Genomic DNA, 22,220 nt, shown 5'->3' on the forward strand with positions numbered 1-22,220 from the left:
CCCCCTCCCCCTCGAGGGGAGGGTCCGGCCGAAGGCCGGGGGTGGGGTCCTCTCTGACGCGCGCCGACAGAAAAGAACGTCGAGCACTGCCGCAACGACCCCACCCGGACCTGCGGTCCGACCTCCCCTCAAGGGGGAGGTAGCCGGCGCCTACTGCTGCGGCGCCGAGTCGATGATCGACTGCATGGTTTCCTGCGCATTGGCGATGGCGCCGTCGACGTCTTCGCCGAAGAAGACCTCGTTGACCATCTGGTTCCACGGACCGTTGGCGGAGTTGATCAGATCGTTGAACACCACCGAATAGGGCGTGCGGCCCTTGGCCATGGCCTCTGCGGCGACCTTGTAGCGCGGGTCGAGGTCTTTCAACGCCTCATTGGCGATGTCGCCGCGCACGGGAAGGCTGCCGTATTTCGCCAGGATGGTCTGGCCTTCGAGCGAATAGGCGAAATCGAGGAACTCCTTCACCACCGCGACCTTCGCGGTGCCCTTGGTGACGACGAAATTGTCACCGCCGGCAAAGGACGACCAGCCGCCATCCTTGCCAGGCAGGAAGGTGACGCCATAGTCGATGTCTGGGTACTGGGTGTTCAGCGCGCCGATGGCGAAGGCGCCGGACGGCGAGATGCCGATGTTGCCGCCAGCGAAGGCGGCAAAGAAGTTGGAGCCAGTGTCGGTCTGCGCGCCTGCCGGCACCAGATCCTTCTTGACCATCGAGCGGTAGAGGTCGATCGCGCCGCGCAGCTGCGGGCTGTCGAGCGTCGCCTTCGAGCCGTCCTCGGTGAGGATGTCGCCGCCCGAGGCCCAGATCAGCGGCGTGAAGGTGAAGATGTTGCAGCCGCCGCAATTGCCGGAGAAATAGAAGCCCTTGATGTCGCCGCCGAGCGCGTTGACCTTCTCGGCATAGGCTTCGATCTCGGCCCAATTGGTCGGGCCTTTTTCGGGGTCGAGGCCGGCCTGCTTGAACAGCTTCTTGTTCCAGATCAGCACCGAGCTATCTGCGGAGAACGGCAGCCCGTAGATGCGGTCCTTGTAGGTGCCGGTCTTCACGTGCGCCGGCGACAGGCTGTTGAAATAAGGCAGCGATTTCGCCCAGTCGGTGATGTCCTCCAACTGGCCGGCGGCAGCGAAGGACGGCGTGTAGATCAGGTCGAGCGAGAGCGCGTCGGGTGCGGTGCCGCCGGCGGCAGCGGCGCCGTATTTCGGGATGATCTCGGCATTGGGGATGATGTCCAGCTTGACCTGGTTCTCATGCCCCTTGTTGAAGGCGTCGACGATGCGCGGCATGAAGTTCGAGCCGTCGGCGCGAACCCAGATGTTCGCGGTCTCCGCAGCGGCGGACGGAAAGCTCAGGATGCTTGCGGCAATAGCGAGCCCGGCAATCATAGTTCTCATGTTCTCCTCCTCATGGTTTTGCTTCGGCCGCGCTCCCCGCGCAGCGCTTTTGGCTCAGCCGTCCGGCGGACGGCCGCATGACTGACGCACCACCAGCCGGCACGGCAGTTTTCGAATGCCCGGCTCGGCGGGTTCGCCGCCGACGAGCGAAAGAAGCGTAAGACCGGCCTCGCGCCCGAGTGCCGCCAGGTTCATGTCGACGGAGGTCAGCGGCGGGCGGGTTGCCTCGGCCACGATCTGCCAATTGTCGAACCCGATGACGCCGACATCGTCGGGCACATCAAGCCCGCGCTCGCGCAGCGCGTCGATGACGCCGCGCGCGATCTGGTCGTTGCCGCAAAAGACGGCATCGGGTTTTTCGTGCCCACCCTTCGACAGCTTGCCGTCGAAGAGCGTCTTCACCGCCTCGTGACCCCACGCTTCCGACCACGATCCGAGCAATGGTTCCATGACCGGCAAGCCTTTCTCGGTCAGCACGTCACGATAGGCCTGCGCCCGCGCGTGCACCACCGCAAAACTCGCCGGCCCGGTGACATGGGCGATGCGGCGGCGCCCAAGCCGCCAAAAGTGCTCGACCGCCAGGCGCGCGCCGCCGGCATCATCAGACACAAAAGCGATGGCGCCGGGATCGGGCTGGGTGAAGGCATAGATCACGGGAATGCGCAGATTGGCGAGGTCGACCGGCAGATGGCGATCGATGCGCTTGCCGGTGGCGATGATGCCGTCGACGCGCTTGTCGAGCATGGCATCGACATGCAGCTGGCCGAGACGCTGGTCATCCTCGACATTGCAGAGAAACACCGAGACGCCCTTGTCGACCAGCGCATCCGAAATACCCGACATGACCGGCAGCGAAAACCGGCCATAGGTGTCGTTGGTCAACAAGCCGACGGTGAAGCTGCGCCGGCGCAACAGGCTCTGAGCCAGGCTGTTCGGGCGAAAGCCCAGCCGCTGCGCCGTCTCGCGAATCCGCTCGCGCGTCTCGGCCGTCATCCGCCCCTGCCCGTTCAGCGCCTTTGAGGCCGTGGCGACGCTGACGCCGGCGAGCGCTGCCACCTCGCGGAGGGTGACTGGCTTGGTGAAGACTGGCTGGGCGTCGGATGCCATGGTGCGCGGCATATTTCCTTAGCTGGGAAAAGGTTTTCTCTTGTTGGCCTGCGAGGCGCTGATTGGTGAGGTCAGCGGATGCGGGGCGGTTTGGGAAAAGGTTTTCTCAGAGGGAGATTAGGGGAAGGATGTGGGGATGGCAAGAGGGATAGATTTGGTTTTGGGCGTGTCTAAGATTTCTGCTACGTGCCGTGATCTACGACCGCTTTGCGCCATTTGCAGGCGTCAGCGAGTGCAGCCACTATGGTCCGTGTTCATATCGGACGTTTCCGGTCTGACGCCGCGCGGATCCCTCCCGCCATTGATGCGATCGAGTTCGCAGCCACCTTGCGGAAGGCGGAAGGTTCTGATCCGCCCTTTCTTGCTGCTGCGGCAGGAAGACCTCTTGATTCAGCCACAAGCCCAAATTGCTGGCTTTGGCAGCCCAGGAAGGATAGGCTTGGTTTTTGGTTCAAGCGATGGAACAGAGACTAGCCGCAATTCTGGCTGCCGATATGGCGGGCTACAGTCGGCTAATGGAGGCCGATGAATCCGGCACGCTCGCACGCCTTCGGACCCATCGCATAGAACTGGTCGATCCCGCCATCGCGAAGAACAAGGGCCGGATCATCAAGACCACCGGAGACGGCATGCTCGTTGAGTTCCAGAGCGTGACCGATGCCGTGAAATGCGCCGTGGAAATCCAACAGCGCATGAAACGGCGCAATTCGGATGTGCCGCAAGAACGGCGTATCGAATTCAGGATCGGCATAAATCTCGGCGACATCATTTTCGACGATGACGACATTTTCGGCGACGGCGTCAATATTGCCTCGCGCATCGAGCAACTCGCCGACGTCGGCGGTATCTGCGTGACCGCAGCGGTGGCGACCCAAATTGCCGACCGTCTCGAAATTGCCATGGAGGACCTGGGCGAGAAGACGTTAAAGAACATCAGCCGCCCGGTTCGCCTCTATCGCATTGGGTTTGACAGTGCTGTCCTGCCAGAAGTCGAGGCAAAGCGATCCATTTCGAAACCTTCGATAGTGGTGCTGCCATTCGACAACATGAGCGGCGACCCCGAGCAGGAATTTTTCGCGGACGGACTGACCGAGGACATCATCACCGAACTGTCCCGCCACCATGAGCTGTTCGTCATCTCGCGCAATTCCAGCTTCGTCTACAAGAACCGCGCCGTGAATGTGCGCGAAGTGGCCGAGAAACTCGACGTCCAATACCTGGTGGAGGGAAGCGTCCGCAAGATCGGCGACAGGGTGCGCGTGACGGTTCAGCTCATCGACACGGCGAATGACGCTCATATCTGGGCAGACAAATATGACCGGAAGCTGGACGACATATTCGCGATTCAGGATGAGGTGACCGCGGCGATCGCAGCCACGCTGCCCGGTCGTGTCGAGGCGGCCCAGCGGGACCAGCTCGCGCGGGCGAAACCTGCAAACATGGCCGCCTATGAATGTGTGCTTGCTGCCAAGGTGCTGCATCACCGAAGCACGATTGCGGATAATGAACGCGCGCAAACCTTGATAGCCAGGGCCGTCGCGCTCGACCCCGATTATGCCCATGCCCATGCCTGGCGGGCCTGCATCCTTGGCCAGGCCTGGGTCCATAACTGGTGCGAAGACAGGGATGCCGTCTGGAACGACATCATGGCAGCGCTGGACAGGGCGCTGGCGCTGGACGACAACGATGCCGATGTCCACCGCATCCTCGCCGCAGTGAACGTGAACAACAATGAGCTGACCACAGCGCGCTACCATCAAGAGCGCGCCCTCGCCCTCAATCCCAATTACGACCTCGTGGTGGTGCAGCAAGGCGAGTTATTGACATGGCTGGGGAGGCCGGAAGAGGGAATTGAATGGATCCGCAAGGCAATGCAGTTGAACCCGCACCACCCGGAGAGGTTCTGGAGCCATCTGGGAAAGGCGCATTTCGCCGCGCGCCAGTATGGCGAGGCGATCGAAGCTTTCATGCATCTGTCAACTATGGACTCGGTTCAGCACGCTTTCGCCGCTGCCTGCTACGGCTGGCTCGGCGACGAAATCGCGGCCACGGCGCATCTAGGCAAGATCAGAACGCTCGATCCCCAATTCGACCTCGATTCATTTATCGCCACCCTGCACTATGCCCAGGAGGCTGATGCGCAGCACGTCCGCGAAGGACTGCTGAAAGCGGGTATTGCCCACCTGTAGCCAGCCCGTAACTACGACCAGATCCAATCGGGGACAGGCAAAAAAGCCCCCACCCGATGCGGAACCTTGTGGCATGACCGAACGACGGGCAGGGTCAGAGGCGGCCGTTCCCTACCAACACACTCCCACGCCAGCGCTGCTTCACTGCTTGAAGCAGTGGTCGCGGTGCCAGCTGGCCGAGGCGCTGGTCGTCCTCGACATTGCACAGAAACACCGAGACGCCCTTGTCGACCAGCGCATCCGAGATGCCCGACATCACCGGCAGCGAAAAGCGGCCATAGGTGTCGTTGGTGAGCAGCCCGACGGTGAAGGAGCGCCGCCGCAACAGGCTCTGCGCCAGGCTGTTCGGGCGAAAGCCCAGCCGCTGCGCCGTCTCGCGAATCCGCTCGCGCGTCTCGGCGGTCATCCGCCCCTGCCCGTTCAGCGCTTTTGAGGCGGTGGCGACACTGACGCCGGCAAGGGAGGCCACCTCACGCAGGGTGACCGGCTTGGTGAAGGCGGGTTGTGGCGACAGCCAATCGTCGACGTCGAGGCTAACCGTCAATCGCTGGAGTGATCGGACGCTGGCATCCTACCTGGGTATGGCAATTTAACCCGACCTCTTGGCGCGTCAGGAAATGGAACTCAAAGCTGCCTCGCCACGCGCGCACGTTTCCCAGAGCTTTGGCTCAATCCGCAATAGCACATGCAGGTGCGAAAAAAGGGTGGACGCATCCTCCGCCGAAAGGTCTCCGAACGCGAGCTCGGTCATCCACTCGCCAGAGAATTTTGACCATTCGTCAAAGTTAGGGAATGCCGCCGCCGCAACCATACCAATTCTGAAATAATTGTCGGCCGAAATGATTTCCCATGATCGCCTGCGGGCGACTCTTGCTAAAATTCGCACCTCGTTTGCCAATTCGCTGCTTCGCGTAACAGCAGCCAAGGTTGCCAGCCCACTTAGCACCGCGAATGTTTGAGTACCTTTTTCATTTGACCTAAGCAGATACTTCGCCTTTCGAATGGCCTCAGCGGCGAGCGTAATCAGCTCAGGCGGAATCTTGAACACAAGGCAGGAATTGACGAGCCCCGCGAAAGCCGAGACGTCGTTAGCTGCGCCCACCAGTTGTCCCCGCATCGACTCCGCCAACTCGATCGGCAAGTCACGCAACGCCTCCGTTGCGCCCTCGAGCGGCCCAGGAAAGTAAGACACCGGGAAGTCCAAGTGTCTTCTCAAGCTGTCGTCGGAGTCGCCCAGGACCAGCTCGCGCAATTCACCAAATGGAATCGTGCCCTCATGACTCTGTGCCGCGCCGAATAGCCTGCCAACCAGTTCATGCCTTAGTTGTTCGGGCGATACGAAATCGGGCAGCCATCGCGGCTCCAGTCTCATGTCGACCAGCGTCTGTATGTAATAGTGCTGTCCCACGCCCCGACCAATCCATTCCGATGTAGCACCGAAGTCTACTCCACCGTCGACAAGGGCTCGTTCAATCAGCGACGCCTGGGCGGCAGTGGCCATTCGTCGCCAGAACGGTCGTTTGCCTCTGAGTGTTCCAGCCTGTGCAATCCGACCCTCTACAACGACGATCAGATTTGAAAGTAGCTTCAGACGGCCGTCGACTTGATTAGGATTGTCATCCCTAATCTGTCGAGCAATATCCAGTAGACTTGTCTCAATCTCCGGATACGTCGTCAGAAGCGAAACTCCAAGCTCGAACCCACCTACCTGGGAGATCCGGTCACCGCGGTCGGCAAGCCAACTAAACACCTTCACCAGCGATTCTCTATCGAGTTTAATTCCATCAAGGCACCGCGCGAAGTGAGGGTGAGTCGAGAGCAGGAGCGCGTACTGAAGGCCACGAACCGCGTCCCATTTCAGCAGCCGGTCAACATGTTCCTTTGCCCCATTCTGCAAGTATTCTTGCAGCGTGGCTTCGGAATCAACCCGCCCGACAAGACGCTCATAATAACGCAGGTGCGGAGGTGCCAGTGTGTCAGCAGAAGCCTCTTGGCGGCTTACCCCCAAAGCAATCAGTGACCCTATCTCTAACGGTTGCAGCTTCAGCTCATTCTGGAATGACTCGACATCGTCATTTTCCAGTGGCGTATCGCGCAGCACGGCTTCCCATTCCTTGAATTCCGGTCCGTCTGCGTTGGACTCTCGCAGGACGCGATGGAATTCGGCCATCCGCTGATCGGCTAAAGGCATCAGGTACCAGTGGTCGGGAAGATACAGGCTCGCCGAGGCGCACTTAATCGAAATTCGTCGACCTCTTGAGGTCTCTTCGTGACGCGCGGTCCACCTTGATCCGTCTTTTGCCTTCAGCAATGCATGATCATCGCCACCAAGGTAGAGGCGGCGGATCGCGTCAAAAACGTCATTTCTTGCGAATGCAACAGAGCCGTCAAAAGTTAGGGTGGCTCTTGTGGAAAGGCCGAATTTCAAACGAAAACCCCGATCTTCCAGCAATGGATTCCGGAGCGAAGCTGGAAGCAGCCGGAACACCTCAACGGCGAGTGCAGCTTGCCCATCACTAGTGGTCATCGTCGCCTCGATCAGCAACGTCCTGCTGAATGACGTCGTCGAGCAGTTCCCGCACTTCGGAAAGGATCCACTGGTAGGTCTCCGGATCCGTATCGCGGATGCTCGAAAATATCTTATCGTCCAGCCAACTCAGATATCGCTGGCGCGCTCCCGGGGTTTGGTTCTGCTGCCCTGCAAGCAGAGCCCAAACCTGCAATCTGAAACGCACCAGGGTTAGACTATCCCCGGCTGTCGAGGTTAGTCGATGACTCCAACCACGGGAATCGTAGAGTTCGAATAGCCAGTCGCTTCGGGCCCGAGCCATCGTGTCATCGATACTGTCATCCCACTGAGCCCGCAACACCTCCAGAGCCGAGTTGAACAAACCCTCAACCCACGGAAGTTCTTTGGGAATCTGCAACACCGACCCCATCCGAATCTGAAGAACATTTTCGCGGATCGCGCGCAGTTCGGCGGTCTCAACCAGCCTGCCGTCGTTAACGGGCGCCTGTGCAATTCCATCACGCAATTCCTGCGGCTCAACGGGGATAAGGCAGTAACCCGCTCTACGCAGCGAGGTCCGGGTCTCCAGCCGTTCGCGCGCCGACAAAAGGCCCTGAGACGTAAAGTAATCTAAAAGATCCAGCGTCGATATCATCGGCGTCAGTTTGCCCCCCTCATTCAGCATGGGGTGCTGATTCATAAACCGGTCATCAACAAGAACGGCGTCAGCAACTCCTCCGAGCCGAACCAAAGAGGCCGTTGGGTGATCTCGAAAATTGATTTCCTGGTCGTCCCGCTGGCTTGCCTCACCCAGGATGACAGTGCCCGCAGCAAGTCTCTCCGCCAGTTGCCGCCGTATATTTGAAAGTACTGAACGTGCATCGGACGTAAACGCGCTGTGCCGTATTAGTGCATCCATTTCGCTAAGTTCCGGCGCCGCGACATAAGCCGTGAAACCGGCGCCTTTCAACCGGTCCAAAATGCCTAGGTGCTGCAGATATGTGACCGCGAGTTCGTCGAGATAGAGCACGGCATTAGGCTCGATCGCTGTTGAATGCGGCCATGGCCGCTCTTGCACCGACAAATAGGAGCGCGCTCTTTCTTCTTCGTTCGCGGTGAGCTGCCCTCGTTGCCGCAGCGCCGCAATCAGGTCCGCGCACCCACAAATGTACGACGCGTGATCGGCAAGCTCTACTGTTTCTCGCATGAGAGAATCAATGCGATGCACGGGATACGGTCTAACAACAATCCGTTGACGTTTGTCGCCGTGATCACTTTCCGCGACTGCTATCAGCGAGGCTAGGTCGTCTCCAACGTCTTTGACCAAGCCCACATCTGGCTGTGTGCTAGCTTCGAACCTTTGCAGATGACCACTGTCCAGCAGTTGCTTCAGCCGGCGTGCTGCGGTCACTCGGCTAGGCTGATGAAATTCTACCCGCTGCGTTTCGTCAAAAAGCCAGCCCAGCGTGGAGTGTGGGATGTATATCTTTTCAAAGTGGTCCAACGTCCGGTCAAGCAACCCGTGATGCGACAGCGTCATGAGAGCATTGGGCTCGACAGCGAGCGTCGCAGGGGCGATCGCCAGCGTGCCCCTGCTGCCACTGTACGCCGGAATGAGAACGCGGCGTCTAACGTCTCCTTCCATCACATTCCCCAGCATGGGGAGGAGGAAGAGATCGACCAGCGTTCGGTTGAGAATCTGCGCGGCGGCGAACAAAGGTGCGTTTCCCGACCAGAGCCTTTCTGCGGTGTTATTCTCCCGGCGCTCCCAGGCCGGTTGGCGCTGCGCGATTTCCTCGAACGAGACTTGTTGAATCGGTCCGTCGGGTCCTGACAGTTGCGTCGCCTTCTCCATCCAGCCGTGAACAACCGGGTCATCTTCCCAATCGCCCTGTACCGCTGCGCCGTAACATCCAAGCAGAATCTTCGGGTCGTCATCACCTCGTTGAGCAGCCTCCAGCACCAGACCTTTTGCTCGGGGTGATCCCAATTGGGTGCCCAACTGCCCCGCACGGAGAAGCTCTTCTGGTGACCGGTCATGCCGACGTTCCCACTCCGCCTCTACGAACGGGATCAATGTTTCCCACTCCCCAGAGACGATCGCCAGATTAGTCAACAGTATTCGATCATTCTCATCATCCCGCTTAAGTCTAAGGTCGGCGAGAACAGCTGATGACCTAGTGCAATCGCCTAGACGAAAGAGCGCCCATGCCAATGTCGTAGGAAAGAAATTGGATTGAGCCAGAAGCTCGGGGAACCGATCAATAAAACCCACAAGTGACCGATCCTGACGGGTTTCCACCAGCGCCCTTGAGTACACATGGGCGGAACTGAGATCGTGAGTGCGTTCAAACAACTCACCTGCACGATCGACCAGGCGCGGCCAGTCCCCCTTGGCCTGCAGGACGGCAACAAGATTATTCAGATTATCTACCGTCGGACTCTGTTGGTATTCCTGCTCGCGCGCACTGATCGTGTCTATGCCCTTTGCTTCGTCGATCGATCGCTGGAGGCTCTCGAACTGGTGCTTATCCAGCCCTTTGGTGTTCAATTCAGCAAGCAGAACTTCTGCTTCTGAAATCTGGTCAGATGCTGCAAGTGCTCTGACGTGCATGCCGTCAAGCCAAGTGCCTTCTATGACGTCGATCAATTTCGACTGGTTCTGCTTGATGTAAGCTGCAATTTCTCGGGGATCGTCATCGTCGAGAGTTAAGACAAAACCCGCTAGTATCGCATCTCGCGATTTCCCACCGGCCAACGCATCCTGGCGCTCAATCTCCCGCCGAATGGTCGGCCGGTCCAAATCAAAACCAAACTGAAGGGCTATAGGCACGTAATGCAAGGACTCGCCTGGCGTGCTTAGTTTCGAAACCAGCGTCGCTCGGGCGTCATCCGCGCGGTCTGGGTCGCGCAGTCCTAGCCAGATCGCCATATCTTCCCACACTTGGCGGCTATCGTGACATCCCAACCTTTTAGCCTTCTCTGCTGCACGTTCAAACAAGTCTTGAGCGGCTCGCCGTTGAGCAAGGGCCATCGTATCAGTTGCCAAGGGAAACCTTCCGGAATGAAAGGGCGGCAGCCAGAGCACCGCAGTCCTAAGCTCATCAGGTACCGCCTGAATAAGATGCGTGGTTGCCTTCGCCCTCAAGAGTGCCGGCGTCTCCTCGTAGTCCGCTTCGGTGAGTTGGCTCGCGGCCGAAATGGCGCTCGGCCAGTCAGCGGCCTCGAGGTATTTCAGAATGACCATCAGTTTGCCGTCGCCATCCATATCCGAAAGGGACATACCCGTGGCATTCAGCCAATCGAGCGCCGCAGACGGAGATACGTCGCGCGCGGCGATGATGAAGGAGGCAGATCGCGCCATCGGAGAGGTAATGGCCCCTAGCTGCGATAGCGCGCCTTCCTTGTCACCGTTCGATACAGTCGCAAACGCGGATGCGATGGTGATTTCCGGACCGTCTCCAAGAGGTCTGGCTTTCTCGATCAGACCTTCAACTTCCACCGCTGGCGCCGATGTCGAAAGCACCCGCGCGCACCACCCTAGCCCCCGTGACCGTTCCTGTTTGGACGCTTGGTTCAACTCGCCTTGCAGAAGATCGTGAGCGAGCCTTCGAGCCGCTCCTACGAGATCGAAGTCGCCGAAGTACCGGCCCCGGCGAACGTCGAGCACGCGCAGTCGGACTGCATCGTCAAGGACCGCGTTTCCTGAAACCGAGGGCGGCGCAAGGCTGGCGATGCCAGTCAAGACTCTGTCCAAAGCATCGCCCGTGCTCGCGCCCGCAACTCTTACTGTTTCTTCGAGACCATCCAGCCGTTCGGCAATAAGCGTGTCGGCGTGCGCGCCAATTGGCGGCTGGGAGACAAAGTGACTCAAATGCCTGTAGACATCTGAATTTCGACTAGCAGGCTTCACGATGGAAACATGATCCTCATCGAGCGGAATAACCGACGTCGACGGGGATAGACCCGGGTCGGCACTATCTGGCTTGACGATGGTACCTAGCCATCCAAACGCCCGCCGCTCCTGGAGTACGATGGCTTCAATGCCGTGTTGTGCGCTGAAGTTGCGAAACCACGCGTTGAGACCCAAAAGATTTGGGTCGTTCCGCCCAAGACCCGCAACCGTTTCGCGCGGACGCAACAGGGATCGAAAGCGATTTGCCAATGATGCTTGGTCAGAGCCACGGTGAGGAGTTCCGACAAATGCGACCTTCCTCACCCTCCTAAGAAAGCTGGCAACGCCGGCCTTGTGCGGGGCTTCGGATTCGGCCTGACGGAGGAGCTGCTCAATAACTAGCCCGCCCAAGCTGTGTCCTACGAAAACAATATTGCCGGTAGCAAGCTTCGGCTCGTTGACGAGCAAGGGAAGAAGATTCGCGGCCCGATCAGGAAGGGCCATTGCCCCACCGCGCTGCCATCGAGTCGCTGCTGACGGATAACCAATGCTCCAAACAGCAATATTCGGGTGATCTGCCGTCAGCCAATCCGGCCAGAATTCAGGCGTGGATGATCTCGATTGCCATGTAGTCTCGAAATGTCCCGTAAGCCCATGAACAAACACCACGTGCGTATTCACGTGTTCCAGCGCGGTCGTAGGAAATCTAATGTCTACCAGCTGCCTCTCCGCGGCATGATTCTCTCAACAGATATCAGCTTTTTGGCATCGAAACCGTCACTAAAATAGAAATTGGTCAATGACCGGCCGGCGATGCAGGGTTGTCATCAGCACAGCTGCAAGTGTCTAGCGGTCGCAAAAGACCGCGCCATCCGTCCTCCGTCAAAAGGAGAGCGCCATGCGAAAACTCATCGTCACCGAATTCATCAGCGTCGATGGCATTGCCGAGGTCGAGAAGCTGCTGGGCGTGACCTGGAACGATGAAATGCAAAGGTTCAAGGAGGACGAGCTTGCCGACAGCGGCGCCATGCTTTTGGGGCGCACCACCTATGAGATTTTTGCCGGCTCCTGGCCTGAGGAAACCGGAGACTTCGCCGACCGGTTCAACGCGCTGCCGAAATATGTCGCGTCGATGAGCCTGAAGGGGCTCGACTGGAAACCGGCCGAGCTGCTGAAGGGCGCCTTGCCGGATGCGGCCAGGGAACTGAAGCACAGCAGCGGCGGCAATATCTATGTGCATGGCAGCCTCAGCGTAGCGCAGGAGTTACTGCGCCACGGCCTGGTCGACCGCGTCAGGCTGCTCAGCTATCCCGGCGCCGTCGGCCAGGGCAAGAAGCTGTTCCCGCCCGGCGAGCAAGTGCCGCTCGAGCTGATCTCGGCCACGCCATTCAGCAACGGCGTGGTGGCGCTGGAGTATGCGCCTGTGATGGGGAAGGCGTGATGAGGGCGAGCGCCGATGACGGCCGATCTCCCCCCTTGAGGGGGAGATGCCCGGCAGGGCAGAGGGGGTCGGTTCGACCGGGCGCGGCCTCCTCTTGCGACAGTGGAGGTTGGCGCATTACGCGAGACGACCCCCTTTGGCCTGCCGGCCATCTCCCCCTCAAGGGGGGAGATCGGCAGCTTCGGCCATCAGCGCCTCGCCCAAAGCTTACAGCGCCCCTCCCCGCTTCAACCCTTCTGCTCGGCCGCAACCAGAATCTCAACAAACCTGGTCACCTTAGGCGGGCGGAAGCGCGCGGTGGGGTGGACTGTGTAGATGCCTCCGGAGGGCGGCTGCCATTCGGGCAGGATCTGGACGAGCGCCCCGCGCCTTTCGACAATCGGCGCCGGAACCTTTGTTGTTTTAGAATGTTCTAATGCTTCGGCTGCATTCCGTTTCGCGTGGCCCCGCGAACCAAAGATGACCGCCGATTGGCAATCGTCTTTGGGAGGGACGTGACATGCCCTTGCGTTTCAACGGTACAGCAACAATTTTCGCTCTGCTCCTGTCTTCAAGCTTGATCCCCGCCGCGGCTCAAATGAGCGCGAAAGAGAAAATAAGCGGGAAGGATTTCGACAACGCTGCCGCCGAGCAGGCCAAGCGATATCTCGAGGAAGGCCGCGAGACATTCCGCTTCGACACCTTCGGCAGCGAGGATTTCTGGGGCGGCAAACTTAAACTCCACGGGGCAATCGCAGGTGAGAAGCTGGGCGGCACGGGGCCCGGCCTGAGCCCACAGAAAGCCCTCGAACTCGGCCTCAAGGTCGATGTGAACGCCATTCCCAAGGATGTGGCCGATGCGCTCAACAAGGGCGCGGTCGACCTCGCAGATCCCGCGAGCACGCTTGTCCTGCTGAGAGCCAATGCCGTTGTCGGGGTGACCGGGTTCTTCGCCGAGGACGGAAAGACGCTGACTTCGGTGGGCATCCAATGCGCGGTGTGCCATTCAACCGTCGATGACGCCTATGCGCCCGGGATCGGACAACGGCTGGACGGCTGGCCCAACCGTGACCTGAATATCGGCGCGATCGTTGCCCTCGCACCTGATCTCACGGCGTTCACCGAGATGCTGCAGATATCCGAAGCGGAGGTGAAGAAGGCGGTTGAGGCGTGGGGTCCCGGGAAGTTCGATGCCGAACTGAACCTCGATGGCAAAGCATTCCGGCCGGACGGCAAGACGGCCGCCACGCTCAATCCGGCGGCATTCGGATTGGCCGGTGTAAACAACCACACATGGACCGGAGCCTGGGGCACGGTGAGCTACTGGAACGCTTATGTGGGCAATCTCGAGATGCACGGGAAAGGCGTGTTTTACGATCCGCGCCTTGATGACGCCGAGAAGTATCCGGTCGCAGCACGAACGAAGCAGGGCCACAAGCAGGACAAGCAGGATCGGATTACGGCCAAGTTGCCGGCGCTCCATTTCTATCAACTTTCGCTGCCGACACCGAAACCGCCGGACGGCGCCTTCGACAGCGCCGCTGCGGAGAAAGGAGAGGTTCTCTTCAACGACAAGGCCAAATGCGGCACTTGCCACGTGCCACCGCTCTTCACGGAACCGGGCTGGAACCTGCATACCGCCGACGAGATAGGGATCGATGATTTCCAGGCGATGCGATCTCCGGACGAGCGCTACCGGACGGCATCGCTGCGAGCCCTTTGGGACATCGAGAAAATTCACAAGGGCGGTTTCTACCACGATGGGCGGTTCGCCACACTCGATGACGTTGTCGAGCACTATGACGGTCATCTGAGCCTTGACCTAACCGATCAGGAAAAGAGTGATCTGATCGAATACCTGAAATCGATTTGACCCGGCAGGCTTGAGCGAAGACCATTCCCTCCAACAACGCGCGTGACATTTCACAGCGCGCTCCCCTCCGCGACTGAACCCGTCCGCTGCTCAGCCGCAACCAGCATCTCAACAAACCTCGTCACCTTGGGCGGCCGGAAGCGCGCGGCGGGATAGACTGTGTAGATGCCTCCGGAGGGCAGCCGCCACTCGGGCAGGATCTGGACGAGCCGCCCCGCCGCCAGCTCATCGCGCACCAAAAAATCCGGCAGCACCGACAGGCCGGCGCCGGCGCGGACGGCCGCCAGTACAGCCGGCGTTGCGTCGATGGCGATCGTTGCCTGCATGCGCACAGCCTCATGCTCGTCATCGCCGCGTGAAAATTGCCATAGCAGCGGTTCGCGCAGCGCCAAGTTGGCGACGAAGGGCAGTCCGGCAAGGTCTTGCGGTTCGCCAGCCGTGAACCGTCCGGCAAACTCCGCGCCGCACACCATGAATTGCCGGAAGGTGCCGATCCGTCGCGCCTGCAGGCTGGAATCGGCCAGCCAGCCGACGCGGATCGCCACGTCCATTCCACCGGAAGCCAGGTCGATGGTCTCGTCGCCCAGCGTCAGCTCCACCCGGCAGGCGGGATAGCGCGCGCTGAAGGCGGCGACCACCGGCACCACCGCCGACGTGCCGTAGTCGTTGGGCGCCGCGATGCGCAGCGTGCCGGTCGGCTCGGCGGCGGCTTGCGCGAGCTCGTCGAAGGCATCCTCGGCCTGCTGCAGGACTTGCAGGCAGCGGGCATGGAATGTCCGGCCGGCCTCGGTCGGATGGACGCGCCGCGTCGTGCGGATCAGCAGCGTCGTTCCGACATCGCGCTCCAGCCGCGCCACCTGCTGGCTGACGACCGCCTTGGTGATGCCCAATCGCTCAGCAGCCCGCGTGAACGAGCCGGCATCGACCACCGCCGCGAAGTAGGCCAGCCGGTTCAGGTTCATGCGTGGCTCATGGCAGCTGCGACCTCATTGTCAGGCAATGGCATACATTACGTCTATTTTGGTGGCCTTCAATACGCGTCCCGCTTTTGCCATCTTCCTGAAATCGAGGCTGCGCGGCAGCCGCCCGAAGTCCGCATTCCAAAGCCCAGGAGACATCCATGTTCACACGGAGAGCCATCATGAAAACCACCCTCGCCGCCGGCGCCGCCGCAGTCTTTGCTCCCGCCGGGCTTAGTCATGCAGCCGGCGGGCTTTCCTGGAAACATTTTCCGGCCGGGGAAAACGGCTTCTTTCGCGCCCCGGTGCTGATCACCGGCGCTTCCGAGGCGCTGCTGATCGACGGCGGTTTCACCTTCCCTGACGGGCGAGCCGTGGCCGAGGCGATCAAAGCGACTGGCAAGACGCTCACCACCATCTATGTCAGCCAGTCCGACCCGGATTATTATTTCGGCCTCAAGCCGATCAAGGAGGTTTTTCCGCAGGCACGGGTGATCGCCGCAGCCGAGACGGTGGCCGCCATCAACGGCAGCGTCGACAAGAAGATCGCCGTTTGGGGGCCGCAGCTCAAGGAGAACGGTCCGCAGGCGCTCGCCGATGTCGTCATCCCCGAAGTGTTCGACGGCAAGACGCTCACCGTCGATGGCGAGACAATCGAGATTGTCGATGCGGAAGGCCTCGCCAACCGGCGCTATCTCTCGGTGCCGTCGCTGAATGCGGTGTTCGGCGGGGTGATGATTTTTTCGGGCGTGCATGTCTGGACGGCCGACACGCCGACCAGGGAACAGCGCGCCGCCTGGCTCGCCAATCTCGAAAAGATCGCTGCCGCCAAGCCTGAAATCGTCGTGCCCGGCCACATGACGCCGCAGGCCGCCACCGACCTTTCGGGCGTCGAGCACACCAAGGCCTACCTCATTGCCTTCGAGGAAGAACTGGCCAAGGCCAAGGACGCGGCCGCGCTCAAGGCCGCCATGGAAGCCCGCTTCCCCGGCCTCGGCATGGGAGTCGCGCTCGACATCGGCTCCAAGGTCGCCACCGGCGAGATGAAGTGGGGCTGAGATGGGCAATCTTTCCTTCTCCCCTTGTGGGAGAAGGTGGCCGCGAAGCGGTCGGATGAGGGGTGCTCCAGCTTGGCAAGGACGGCGCTCCGTCCAACACCCCTCATCCGGCTCGACGCTGCGCGCCGATCCACCTTCTCCACAAGGGGAGAAGGCAAGGGGCGATGGGCAGCGCAAACCTGGAGTGATTGCCCTTCGCGGTCGTCTCAAACGCCAAGCGCCCTACTCTCTTCCCGGTTCTGGCGGTGTAAGCGGGACCACTATCCTGCTATTGTGCATCGCCTTTGATGATCTGACGAGCGCAAACGTGCCCCTGAAAACCCGACTGACAGAGCGTTTCGCGATCAGGCATCCCATCCTCCTCGCTCCGATGGGCGTGATGGCAGGCGGACGGCTTGCAGCAGCGGTATCGCATGCCGGCGGGCTCGGTCTGATCGGCGGAGGCTACGGCGACGAAGCCTGGCTGGACAAGGAATTTGCCGCCGCAGGCAACGCGCGGGTCGGATGCGGCTTTATCACATGGTCGCTGGCAACCAGGCCGCATCTGCTCGACCGCGTATTGGAGCGGCAACCCGCGGCGCTCATGCTTTCATTCGGCTCGCCTGCGCCCTTCGCCGCACATATCAGAGAAGCGGGAGTGCCTATCATCTGCCAAGTCCAGTCGATGTTGCATGCCCGCGAGGCACTCGACGTCGGCGCAGATGTAATTGTGGCGCAGGGCAAAGAAGCCGGCGGCCACAGCGGTCATCGCTCGACCTTCACACTCGTTCCCGAGATTGCCGATCTTCTCGCGAAACAGTCGCCGGAGACGCTTCTCGTGGCGGCGGGTGGCGTTGGCGACGGTCGAGCGCTTGCCGCGGCATTGATGCTTGGCGCCGACGGCGTGCTTGTCGGCACGCGGTTCATTGCGGCTGCAGAGTCCGCTGCGCCGCGCGGATTCCAGGAGGCTATCATCGCCGCCGATGGCGACAAGACGATCAAGACCACAACCGTCGACATTGCCCGGAATTATCGTTGGCCGACAGACGAATTCGTCGCGCGTGTGTTGAGGAATCGATTTGTCGCCGCCTGGCATGGCCGCGAAGGTCAGTTGGCTGAAGAGGAGACGCTGGCCACCCAGAGCAGCGACTATTGGGACGCTTTTTATGCTGGCGATGCTGAGAACACCGGCGTTTTGATGGGGGAAGTCGCCGGAGTGATCCAAGGCGTCGAGTCGGCTGGACGTGTGATCGAGGACATGGTCGGACAAGCCGAGTGTCTGCTCGCGGACGGGCCGCAACGTATCGTCGATTGACTGCTCAGTTTCTCTTCGACCCTACCTGATTATTTGCAGAAATAACAACATATGAGGTTTCCCGATCCGTCTCGTCGGGCGCGCCGCGCGCCTTTCGAACCGGGTGCGAGCTTGTAGGGCTGAGAATTTGGTGGTCACCCTCAGCCTCGCTGGAGGTTGGCACGGAGGAGGTCCAGGATGCCGCAGATCGCAAACAACGCCGACGCCGACGCCGGACGGCCCGTCCGAAGCAGCGCAAAACTGTTCCTGTGCGGCGACGTGATGCTCGGGCGCGGGATCGACCAGATCCTCGCCAATCCTGGCGATCCGCACCTCTGCGAGCGCTATGTCAAATCGGCGACGACCTATGTCGAGCTTGCCGAACGCATCAATGGCCCGATCCCGAGAAAGGTCGACGATGCCTATGTCTGGGGCGATGCGCTCAGCGAATTGGACCGTGAAGCTCCCGATGCGCGCATCATCAATCTCGAGACCAGCGTCACTGCCAGCCTGTCTTTGGCGCCCAAGGGGATCAATTACAAAATGAACCCCGCCAACATCGGCTGCCTGGCGGCGGCGCGGGTCAGCTGCTGCGTGCTCGCCAACAACCATGTGCTCGACTGGGATGAGCCTGGCCTCGTCGAAACCCTCGATACGCTCCGGCATGCCGGCCTCGCCTATGCCGGGGCCGGCCTTGACGCGGACGAGGCGGCGGCGCCTGCCGCCATCGAACTGGCCGGCGGCGGCCGCGTGCTCGTCTTCGGCTTCGCGCTCGAGACGAGCGGCGTTCCAGCTTCATGGGCAGCCGGAGCCTACAAGCCAGGGATCAATCTGCTGGCGGATGTCTCTGCCCGGTCGCTCGCGCAGATCGCCCGATCCGTGGAGGCCATAAAACAGCCCGGCGACCTCGCGGTGGCCTCGATCCACTGGGGCGGCAACTGGGGCTACGAAGTCCTCGCGGAAGAACGCGCGCTTGCCCATGCTCTCATCGATGTTGCAGGTTTCGACGTCGTGCATGGGCACTCCTCCCACCATCCCAAGCCGATCGAAATCCATGACGGCCGGCTGATCCTTTATGGATGCGGCGACTTCCTCACCGACTATGAGGGAATTACGGGGTACGAAACCTTTCGCGGTGAGCTTGCGCTGATGTACCTGCCGCGGCTCGCCATACCGGACGGCACGCTTGTTTCGCTCGACGTCGTGCCGTTCCAGCTCCGCAAATTCCGGCTAAACCGCGCCCGGCCCGAAGATGCCGCCTGGCTCGCGGCGATGCTTGAGCGTAAGAGCTCGCCTTTCGGCACTCATGTGGCGCTCGATAACCGTCTCACTGTCCTTTGGTGAAGCGCCTGCGGTCAGCAGCCAGCGATACTAATTTTCAAGCCTCTCCGGCCGTCCTCGGCCAAGCGCACCGTCGGCGCGGGCCTGCAGGTAGGCGTAGATGTCGTCAATGTAAGGGGCGACGTTGGGGTCGTCGGCGAAGCCGTTCATGACCGAAGGGCCGCTGCGCACGCCGTCGCGAACGTTGCGGCGGAAGACCTCGATGGCGGGCAGCCGGTCGACAAGGGCCGAGGCGAACGTCGAGCCCATGCCATCGGGGCCATGGCAGTGATTGCAGCTGCCATGGTAGCGACGGAAGCCGTTGTAGGTTCGCGCGTCGACCTTAGCGCCGACAACTTCGTAGAACTTGCCCGCGGCCAGCTCAGCTTGCGAAGGCGCGCCGAAGCCGGCGGCAACGGTAAAGACGACGACAGCCGGGATGAGCCATGGAGACATCGCCAAGGACGCGCGTGCGAAGAGTGACTGACTTCGACTAATCGCCTCTGCGCGCTGTCGCGAGCGCAAGCGAAAATCCAAAATAGTTGGAACCGTGCGGATTTTCGCTGGGTTTGGCGCGCCTCCGCTCGTCCCAAACATTCGCGCCACTACTCGAAACGTCTCAGTCGAAATTGGCCGGCGACGAGAACGGCCGATTGGCGTCGACAACGAAGATGGCCAGCTCATCGAGATCGCTTGTGCCGGCGTTGAACACCTCCATCGGCGTGTCGGCCCCGTGTCCGACCATCGTCGTGCCGGCTTCGGCATAGGCCACCCCGTGGGGTGTTCTCTGGCCGAGCTTGCCGGCCAGCACATAGAAGGCCTCCGGTCCCGGATGCGTATGGATCTTCGTCTTGACGCCGGGCGCTCCACCGGCGCGGTTGACGCGCAGCAAATACTCGCTTGCGCTGATCGGAGGGACCGGTCCGATCTCGACGACCTTGGTTCCGCCGGTCGTAGAGCCATCCTTCGCTCCAAGCGTGAACAGCCAGACCTTGCCTGCAACCTCCGCCGCAAGCGAGGTCGGGCCCGCAGCGCTTTGGGCCTGCGCCAGCGTTGGGAAATTTTCCAGCCGCCAGTACAACGGTCCGGAGGGCAGTTCCCTCACCTTTTTCTCAACCACCGGCTCGACGGCGAATTTGCCGTCTGCGGGCATTGAGGCTGACGTCGTCAGTCCGAAAGCACACAGTGAGAACATAAGCAGGCCAATACGGCGGGCGCTGAGGGAATGCCGCTTCATGGTTGGTCCTCCTATCGATGCAACGTGCCCCGGATTGCGGTTGGTCGGCGGCTACGATGATGCAGCCAGCGCCGCCGCAACGCGCCTGCCCCCGGATCACTCGACGGCGGTCATCAGTCAACGGCGAGCTTCGGAGAAGAAACCACGATCCCGTCTATCGGATGCGGGCTGACGACAAGCTTACCGCCAACGCGCAATATCTCGACGATCTGGTCCGACTCTCCCAGCTTGCCTGGCACCGAGAGCGCGACCTTCTGATTCTCGGTCAGTGTCGCCACGAAACGCACGGGCAAGCCAGCCTCGCCCTGCGCAATTGTGGTGACCACCCGATAGCCGTCCTCCTCCGGCGTGTAATAGACGACACCAAGAAAGCCGGCGAGATCGATGCTTTCGGCCTTCATGGCTCCAAGCTCGCCGGCATGCGCGGGCATCGCCGCCATGCAAAATGCTGCAAAAGCAATGTACCTGTACATAATGCTGCTCCATCCCGAATTGTCCGGGCCGAACCCGGCTCAAGGTTTCAGCAATAGCGGTCGTGCGCCGTGATAGTCGGCGCACGCAGGCAGAATTCTTGATTAGTCCCCCCGGCTGCATCACTGTGGCGAAGGCTCGCGAGCCGGGAACGGCGCTGAACCCCACTGGTTGTCACAGTTCCGTGTGACCTTTTCTTCTGGGGCGCAAGCATTTCACTGCCCGGTTGCTTGCGCATCCCCTGTTTGGGGGAGATAATCGGAATTTAAGCGATCGCTAAAGTTTGGAGAGGCGAGAGCACCTGTGAGAGCGCGCGGCTTTCCGCGTCGGACGCGCTGTCGACATGCGGGGGGCCGTCGATGGCCAAGGCATTGTCGCATCATGAGCTGTCGAAGCTGATCGGCTCGATCTACGATTGCGCACTCGACCCGGAGCGATGGGAGCACGCGCTTGCCGGGATCAGAGATGCGCTCAACGCCCAGACCGCGGTCCTGCACCTTGACGACCTCACCAACGACCGGCTGCTGATCCTCAGGACCGTGGGAATAGAGCCATACTGGCTGGAGCAACAGGCGAAACATATCCCCGAGATCCATGCTCGGCTGATCGAGGATCTCGCGACATGGCCTTCACTCGAAATGCCGCATGTGGTCTCACGCCATATCCCTCAAACCGCCGTGGAGACCTCCCGATATTTTCAGGAGTGGCTGAAGCCGCAAGGCCTGGTCGACGTCATGTCGTTCTTCCTGATCCACACCCCTACCCGCCTTGCGGGCTTCGCCATTGCCCGGCATAAGCGGCAAGGCATTATCACCGAGCGTGAAATCAAGCTTGGCGGATTGTTGCTGCCGCATGTGCGCCGCTCCGTGATGATCAGCAACATGCTCGACATGGGCACGATCGAGCGCGCACGGGTGGCCGAGGCGCTCGATGCGCTCACATGCGCCGTAGTCCTCACCAATGAACGCGGCGCGATCCTGCACGCCAACCACGCGGCCAAGCACATGCTGCGGAGCGGCGGCCCGGTCCAGGATGTCCGGGGCATTCTGCAAGCGAAGATCCCGTCGGCTTCCAGGGAGCTTCACAGCGCCATCATGCTTGCGGCTCAGGATGATGCGAGCATCGGCAAGACAGGGCTTGCCGTCCTCCTTACCGAACCCGGCCTGCCGCCCGTCTTCGCCCGCGTGCTGCCGATGGCCGGTGGCGATCTGCGCGCCGGCATGGACCCCGCGGCGGTAGCCGCAGTGTTCATCGGCAATGCACCGGACGAGCACGACGCCGCCGACATGCTGGCGACAGCCTTTGGGCTCACGCTCGCCGAAACCCGCGTGCTCGCCAGCCTTCTCGCCGGGCACACCCTGGCCGAGACGGGCGTCAGCCTTCACATTGCCAGCACGACCACGAAGACGCATCTCGACAATATCTTCCAGAAGACCGGCGTCTCCCGCCAGGCCGATCTGATGCGCCTAGTCATGCAGATCGTTCCGCCCGCAGGGCAGCCTGGTCCCTGAACTACA

The 22,220-nt window shown here is 60.9% G+C and carries 15 protein-coding genes and 2 pseudogenes; 7 read left to right on the forward strand and 10 right to left on the reverse strand.

What is annotated here, in order from left to right:
• Nucleotides 1–150: 150 nt before the first annotated feature.
• Together EJ075_RS31625 and EJ075_RS31630 are read right to left on the reverse strand one after the other, a co-directional pair.
• Nucleotides 151–1,392 (reverse strand): sugar ABC transporter substrate-binding protein, encoded by a 1,242-nt coding sequence (locus EJ075_RS31625; protein WP_126107001.1) that lies wholly within the window; start codon nt 1,390–1,392, stop codon nt 151–153.
• Nucleotides 1,393–1,446: 54 nt separating this feature from the next.
• Nucleotides 1,447–2,499 carry a LacI family DNA-binding transcriptional regulator gene (locus tag EJ075_RS31630; RefSeq protein WP_126107002.1) on the reverse strand — a complete coding sequence of 351 codons (1,053 nt, stop codon included), beginning with the start codon at nt 2,497–2,499 and terminating at the stop codon, nt 1,447–1,449.
• 458 nt (nt 2,500–2,957) lie between these two features.
• On the opposite strand from EJ075_RS31630, the gene EJ075_RS31635 reads away from it, so the two are divergent.
• The gene (locus EJ075_RS31635) at nt 2,958–4,688 is read left to right on the forward strand and encodes an adenylate/guanylate cyclase domain-containing protein (protein ID WP_126107003.1); all 1,731 of its coding nucleotides are present in this window, start codon (nt 2,958–2,960) and stop codon (nt 4,686–4,688) included.
• Between the two features lie 169 nt (nt 4,689–4,857).
• Here EJ075_RS31635 and EJ075_RS31640 read toward each other — a convergent pair.
• From EJ075_RS31640 to EJ075_RS31650, 3 genes and pseudogenes are all read right to left on the reverse strand, one after another.
• Nucleotides 4,858–5,202, reverse strand: a pseudogene (locus EJ075_RS31640) (LacI family DNA-binding transcriptional regulator); the annotation flags it as partial.
• A 96-nt stretch (nt 5,203–5,298) separates the two neighbouring features.
• Nucleotides 5,299–7,215, reverse strand: a complete 1,917-nt coding sequence (locus EJ075_RS31645; protein WP_126107004.1) for a hypothetical protein — start codon at nt 7,213–7,215, stop codon at nt 5,299–5,301.
• Entirely contained in the window at nt 7,205–11,773 is a 4,569-nt protein-coding gene (locus EJ075_RS31650; protein ID WP_164547230.1) for a hypothetical protein, read from the reverse strand. The genes EJ075_RS31645 and EJ075_RS31650 overlap by 11 nt, the downstream gene beginning before the upstream one ends.
• 217 nt (nt 11,774–11,990) lie before the next feature.
• Here EJ075_RS31650 and EJ075_RS31655 point away from each other — a divergent pair, with 217 nt between their 5' ends.
• On the forward strand, nt 11,991–12,533 hold the full coding sequence (locus EJ075_RS31655; RefSeq protein WP_126107006.1) for a dihydrofolate reductase family protein: 543 nt from the start codon (nt 11,991–11,993) through the stop codon (nt 12,531–12,533).
• 227 nt (nt 12,534–12,760) lie between these two features.
• Here the strand turns inward: EJ075_RS31655 and EJ075_RS33915 are convergent.
• Nucleotides 12,761–12,898, reverse strand: a pseudogene (locus EJ075_RS33915) (LysR family transcriptional regulator); the annotation flags it as partial.
• A gap of 134 nt (nt 12,899–13,032) precedes the next feature.
• Here EJ075_RS33915 and EJ075_RS31660 point away from each other — a divergent pair.
• The gene (locus tag EJ075_RS31660; RefSeq protein ID WP_126107007.1) at nt 13,033–14,385 is read left to right on the forward strand and encodes a hypothetical protein; all 1,353 of its coding nucleotides are present in this window, start codon (nt 13,033–13,035) and stop codon (nt 14,383–14,385) included.
• A gap of 50 nt (nt 14,386–14,435) precedes the next feature.
• On the opposite strand, the gene EJ075_RS31665 is transcribed toward EJ075_RS31660, so the two are convergent.
• A complete protein-coding gene (locus tag EJ075_RS31665; protein ID WP_126107008.1) occupies nt 14,436–15,347 on the reverse strand; it encodes a LysR family transcriptional regulator in 912 nt (303 codons plus the stop codon).
• Nucleotides 15,348–15,505: 158 nt separating this feature from the next.
• On the opposite strand from EJ075_RS31665, the gene EJ075_RS31670 reads away from it, so the two are divergent.
• From EJ075_RS31670 to EJ075_RS31680, 3 genes are all read left to right on the forward strand, one after another.
• Entirely contained in the window at nt 15,506–16,402 is an 897-nt protein-coding gene (locus EJ075_RS31670) for an MBL fold metallo-hydrolase (protein ID WP_206437521.1), read from the forward strand.
• A 184-nt stretch (nt 16,403–16,586) separates the two neighbouring features.
• Nucleotides 16,587–17,696 carry a nitronate monooxygenase gene (locus EJ075_RS31675; RefSeq protein ID WP_245458060.1) on the forward strand — a complete coding sequence of 370 codons (1,110 nt, stop codon included), beginning with the start codon at nt 16,587–16,589 and terminating at the stop codon, nt 17,694–17,696.
• Between the two features lie 177 nt (nt 17,697–17,873).
• Nucleotides 17,874–19,019 carry a CapA family protein gene (locus EJ075_RS31680; protein WP_126107010.1) on the forward strand — a complete coding sequence of 382 codons (1,146 nt, stop codon included), beginning with the start codon at nt 17,874–17,876 and terminating at the stop codon, nt 19,017–19,019.
• A 27-nt stretch (nt 19,020–19,046) separates the two neighbouring features.
• Here the strand turns inward: EJ075_RS31680 and EJ075_RS31685 are convergent, their stop codons facing one another.
• The 3 genes from EJ075_RS31685 to EJ075_RS31695 all read right to left on the reverse strand — a co-directional run bounded on the left by EJ075_RS31685 (nt 19,047) and on the right by EJ075_RS31695 (nt 20,672).
• Entirely contained in the window at nt 19,047–19,451 is a 405-nt protein-coding gene (locus EJ075_RS31685) for a c-type cytochrome (RefSeq protein ID WP_126107011.1), read from the reverse strand.
• 163 nt (nt 19,452–19,614) lie between these two features.
• Nucleotides 19,615–20,232 carry a cupin domain-containing protein gene (locus tag EJ075_RS31690; protein WP_126107012.1) on the reverse strand — a complete coding sequence of 206 codons (618 nt, stop codon included), beginning with the start codon at nt 20,230–20,232 and terminating at the stop codon, nt 19,615–19,617.
• Between the two features lie 113 nt (nt 20,233–20,345).
• A complete protein-coding gene (locus EJ075_RS31695) occupies nt 20,346–20,672 on the reverse strand; it encodes a hypothetical protein (protein ID WP_245458061.1) in 327 nt (108 codons plus the stop codon).
• 390 nt (nt 20,673–21,062) lie between these two features.
• Between EJ075_RS31695 and EJ075_RS31700 the strand changes: the two genes are divergently transcribed.
• The gene (locus tag EJ075_RS31700) at nt 21,063–22,214 is read left to right on the forward strand and encodes a helix-turn-helix transcriptional regulator (RefSeq protein WP_126107014.1); all 1,152 of its coding nucleotides are present in this window, start codon (nt 21,063–21,065) and stop codon (nt 22,212–22,214) included.
• Nucleotides 22,215–22,220 lie beyond the last annotated feature (6 nt).

This window comes from Mesorhizobium sp. M6A.T.Cr.TU.016.01.1.1, assembly GCF_003952585.1.
GTDB lineage: Bacteria > Pseudomonadota > Alphaproteobacteria > Rhizobiales > Rhizobiaceae > Mesorhizobium > Mesorhizobium mediterraneum.